The sequence below is a fragment of the Calidithermus terrae genome, from assembly GCF_003574345.1.
GTDB lineage: Bacteria > Deinococcota > Deinococci > Deinococcales > Thermaceae > Calidithermus > Calidithermus chliarophilus.
In genome coordinates this window covers 1-3,190 of sequence record NZ_QXDL01000319.1, presented here as the reverse complement: position 1 = coordinate 3,190, position 3,190 = coordinate 1, and the positions used below count along the sequence as shown (strand labels likewise).

Annotated in this window: 3 protein-coding genes and 4 tRNA genes; 1 reads left to right on the top strand and 6 read right to left on the bottom strand. The window is 69.1% G+C overall.

The window, feature by feature from the left end; all coding sequences use genetic code 11:
- The 6 genes from Mterra_RS20050 to Mterra_RS20025 form a co-directional block, all read right to left on the bottom strand.
- A partial coding sequence (locus Mterra_RS20050; protein ID WP_245970005.1) for a GTP-binding protein occupies positions 1-123 on the bottom strand: 123 nt, incomplete at its 3' end.
- 97 nt (positions 124-220) lie between these two features.
- A tRNA-Thr gene (locus Mterra_RS20045) sits at positions 221-296 on the bottom strand.
- A 52-nt stretch (positions 297-348) separates the two neighbouring features.
- Positions 349-424: transfer RNA gene (locus Mterra_RS20040), tRNA-Gly, on the bottom strand.
- A gap of 44 nt (positions 425-468) precedes the next feature.
- A tRNA-Tyr gene (locus Mterra_RS20035) sits at positions 469-554 on the bottom strand.
- A gap of 13 nt (positions 555-567) precedes the next feature.
- A tRNA-Thr gene (locus tag Mterra_RS20030) sits at positions 568-643 on the bottom strand.
- 137 nt (positions 644-780) lie between these two features.
- Positions 781-1,548, bottom strand: coding sequence for a GNAT family N-acetyltransferase (locus Mterra_RS20025; protein ID WP_119316711.1), 768 nt, complete (start codon positions 1,546-1,548; stop codon positions 781-783).
- Positions 1,549-1,584: 36 nt separating this feature from the next.
- Between Mterra_RS20025 and Mterra_RS20020 the strand changes: the two genes are divergently transcribed.
- Positions 1,585-2,928 (top strand): MBL fold metallo-hydrolase, encoded by a 1,344-nt coding sequence (locus Mterra_RS20020; RefSeq protein WP_119316710.1) that lies wholly within the window; start codon positions 1,585-1,587, stop codon positions 2,926-2,928.
- Positions 2,929-3,190: the final 262 nt, after the last annotated feature.

Below are 3,190 nucleotides of genomic sequence, written 5' to 3'. Positions count from 1 at the left end.
CGGGTTCGCCGCCGCCGCCACGAACGTGATCGCCGCCGTCAGCGTCGTCTTCCCGTGGTCCACGTGCCCGATCGTCCCCACGTTCACGTGCGGCTTCGTCCGCTCGAATACCCCTTTCGCCATGGTTTCCTCCTTTGGCTTCCGCTGCCGGCACGGCTCTGCCGTACCTTTTCACTTTCACGCCGCCCGTAGCGGTGACCGGGCGGCGCTTGTACTGCTATGGAGCTCGGGATCGGGCTTGAACCGACGACCTCACCCTTACCAAGGGTGTGCTCTACCAGCTGAGCTACCCGAGCACTCCGGCGCTGGCTTATCTCCAAGGTGCGGCGAAGCGGCCTAGAGATAAAGTGGAGCGGGAAATGGGACTCGAACCCACGACCCTCTGCTTGGGAAGCAGATGCTCTACCGACTGAGCTATTCCCGCGCGTCTGACCGCCAACCCATCATACCCCAGCGAACAGAGTTCGTTGGTGGGCAGGGATGGATTCGAACCATCGAAGGCTTGCGCCAACGGTTTTACAGACCGTCCCCTTTGGCCGCTCGGGCACCTGCCCCCACTGTGGATTTTGGAGCCACCCATCGGAATCGAACCGACAACCTTCCGATTACAAGTCGGGTGCTCTACCAGTTGAGCTAGGGTGGCCCGCCTTGTTGGTTTCCCCGATGGTTGGCTTGGACAGCAGGGCTAGAACCTCGTCCGAGCGAATAGGTTACACCAGGGATTGACCGCTGTCAAGGCGAGAGAAGGCCCTACCGGAGGCAGTTCCCCGCACGGCGGGCTCACTTGGGCTGCAGCGTGTAAAAGTCGTAGCGTCCGGCAGCGGAAAAACCCAGCCGCCGCGCCAGTGCCGCGGCTTGGGGGGTGGCGAGCGCCACCGCGGGCAGACCCGGCGGGGCGTGGGCCTCGAGCGCCCTCCCCACCAGCGCGCCGGCGACGCCCCTGCCCCGGGCTTTCGGCACCGTGGCGAGCCAGTGGAGCCCCACCACCCCGGCGGCCTCGAGCAGGCCCAGCGCGGCCACGGGTTCCCCGTCCAACCGCGCCAGGAGGTGCCGCCAGGCGGGCTGCTCCAGCGTTACCGCCAGCACCTCCTCGAGCAGGGCCAGGCGGGTGCGGGGGATGGCGTTGGCGAGGGCGACCACCTTGGCCCAGGCCCCGAGGCCGGCGGGGGTGACCGGCTCGAGCGCCAGCCCCTCCACCCAGGGGGCTCTCCGCAGGGCGCCCGGCTCCAGGGTCATCCCGAGGCGGCTCTCGCGCAGCCTGAAGCCGAAGCGCTCGAGGTGCTGCCCCAGGCCGGGGGGCTGGGTGCCGGGGCCCACCACCCAGGTGAGAGGGGCGTGCCAGAAGGCGAAGCGCTGCACCGTCTCCAGGACGACCGGGTCGAGGCGGGCAGGGCTCAGGCGGGCGGCGAAGGCGTGGTTGAGCTCGGCGGTTCGGGTGTAGACCCAGCGGAGCTCGGGGGAAAGGTGGAGCCGGCGGCCCTCGGCGCGGCCCAGGCTCGAGAGGGCCTCGAAGAGGTGGGCCTCGATATGCCGGTCGGTGACGTCCACACGGCTAGATTACCGGCCCGGTGGTAGATTGGCGCCATGCGCCTGACGCCCTACGGAGCTGCCAGAACCGTCACGGGGAGCTGTCACCTGCTCGAACACCAGGGATACCGCCTGCTGCTGGACTGCGGGGCCTACCAGGGCTCGGAGGACGACCGCAACAACGAGCCCTTCGGCTTCGAGCCCTCCAGCCTCGACGCGGTCGTGATCTCCCACGCCCACCACGACCACATCGGGCGGCTGCCGCTGCTGATCCGGCGCGGCTACCGGGGCAGGGTCTACCTGACCAAGCCCACCCGGCTCTTCCTGCCGGTGATCCTCGAGGACTCCCTGCACCTGATGAGCGAGGAGCGCGACCGGCTCGTGCGCAAGGGCAAGGAGGCCCCGCCGCTCGACTGGGACGAGGCCGACCTGCACGAGCTCTACGGCCGCCTCGAGGACGTCCCCCTGGAGCAGGAGCTCGAGTTCGGCCCCCTGCGGCTGCGGCTGGGCACCGCCGGGCACCTGCCGGGCAGCGCGTTCGTGGAGGCGACGGCGCAGGGCAAGCGGCTGGTCTTCAGCGGCGACCTGGGCCACGCCCACAAGGAGGTGCTGCCCAACCCCGAAGACGCGGCCCCCGCCGACCTGGTGCTGTGCGAGGGCACCTACGGCGACCGCGCCCACCGCTCCTTCCCCGAGACCATCGCCGAGTTCGCCGGCATCCTCTCCGAGACGCTGGGCAGGGGGGGCAAGGTCTTCATCCCCAGCTTCGCGCTCGAGCGCACCCAGGAGATCTTGTTCTACCTGCGCGACCTCGAGGAAGGCCGCCACATCCCCAGCGTGCCGGTCTTCGTGGACTCGCCCATGGCCTCCAAGATCAGCGAGATCTATCCCTCGGTGCGGGAGTACTTCAGCGAGGAGGTGCAGGCGCTCTACCGCCAGGGCCGCGACCCCTTCCGCCCCCGGGGCCTCAAGTACACCCAGAGCGTGGAGGAGTCGAAGGCGCTCAACGAGCTCCAGGGCCCGCTGGTGGTCATCGCGGGCAGCGGGATGCTGGCCGGGGGCCGCATCCTGCACCACCTGCGCCACGGGCTGCCGGGCCCGGACAACGCCCTGGTGATCACCGGCTACCAGCCGCGGGGCGGGCTGGGGCGGCTGCTGATCGAGGGAGCGCCCAGCGTACGGATGTTCAGCCGGGACATACCGGTGCGGGCGCGCACCTACACCATCGGCGGCTTCTCCGGCCACGCCGGGCAGGACGAGCTGCTGCACTGGCTCAAGGGCGAACGGCGGGTGGCCCTGGTGCACGGGGAAGCCGACAAGCTCGAGGTCCTGCGGCAGAAGCTCGAGCAGCAGAGCACGGGGGCCTTCCTGGCGGAGTGGGGGAAGCCGGTCGAGGTCTGACGTGGGGTGGTGATTGTCGATAGCCAGTAGCCGATAGCCGATAGCCGATAGCCGATAGCTGATAGCTGATAGCCCAACGCGGGGGTCGGGTCGTACGTCGTACGTCGTACGCGAGACCCCAAACGCGAGACGCAAAACGCGAGACGCCTTGTCACCCCCCTTAGCAAGGGGGGTTAGGGGGGATAAACCCTCCCCGCCACCCGAGAGGGGTTTACCACGGGCCACAAGCTGACCACTGACGGCTGATGGCTGACCGCTCAGT